Origin of the sequence: Vibrio sp. 1727 (assembly GCF_033344415.1) — a bacterium.
Lineage (GTDB): Bacteria > Pseudomonadota > Gammaproteobacteria > Enterobacterales > Vibrionaceae > Vibrio > Vibrio alginolyticus.
The window spans coordinates 1-574 of sequence record NZ_JAWPOT010000508.1 but is presented as its reverse complement, the minus strand read 5'-3'; the positions used below and the strand labels follow the sequence as shown (position 1 = coordinate 574).

Below are 574 nucleotides of genomic sequence, written 5' to 3'. Positions count from 1 at the left end.
GAGTTTGCCAAATTGTCGGCTCTGAGCTCGTTGCTCTGCTAAGGTCGCGCCATTAAAGGCTTGTTCTCGCAGCAGCTTTTGATAATTGTTGAAACGGCGAATTTCAAGAGAGCCATTTTCAATGGCCGCTTGAACGGCGCAACCTGGCTCGGTTTGGTGTTTACAATCACCAAATCTACAATGCTCGGCAAGCGCTTCAACGTCAGCAAAGGCTTCGCTGACACCAGCTTCGCAATCGACGAGTTGGATTTCTCGCATTCCTGGAGTATCGATCAAAATCCCGCCTGCAGGTAATAGGTGAATCGAGCGCGAGGTCGTCGTATGGCGTCCTTTGCTGTCGTCTTCACGGATATGCCCTGTCGATTGTTCTTGTTGACCAAGTAACGCGTTGACCAGCGTTGACTTACCCACCCCTGATGAACCGATAAAAGCAACGGTTTGCCCTTCATTACACCAGCTCATGAGCTTAGAAGTACTTTCTGCATCTAAGCCGTTGACCGTCTCAATGACTAGCAGAGGGTCTAGCTTTTGTACTTGGCTTTTGAGTTCATCGACGTCGTCGCACAAATCGGCT

1 protein-coding gene is annotated in these 574 nt (G+C 49.7%); it reads right to left on the bottom strand.

Going from position 1 to position 574, the window contains the following annotated elements:
- Nucleotides 1-574: ribosome small subunit-dependent GTPase A (gene rsgA, locus R8O10_RS26635; RefSeq protein WP_318192152.1), on the bottom strand; the 574-nt coding region annotated here is incomplete at both ends.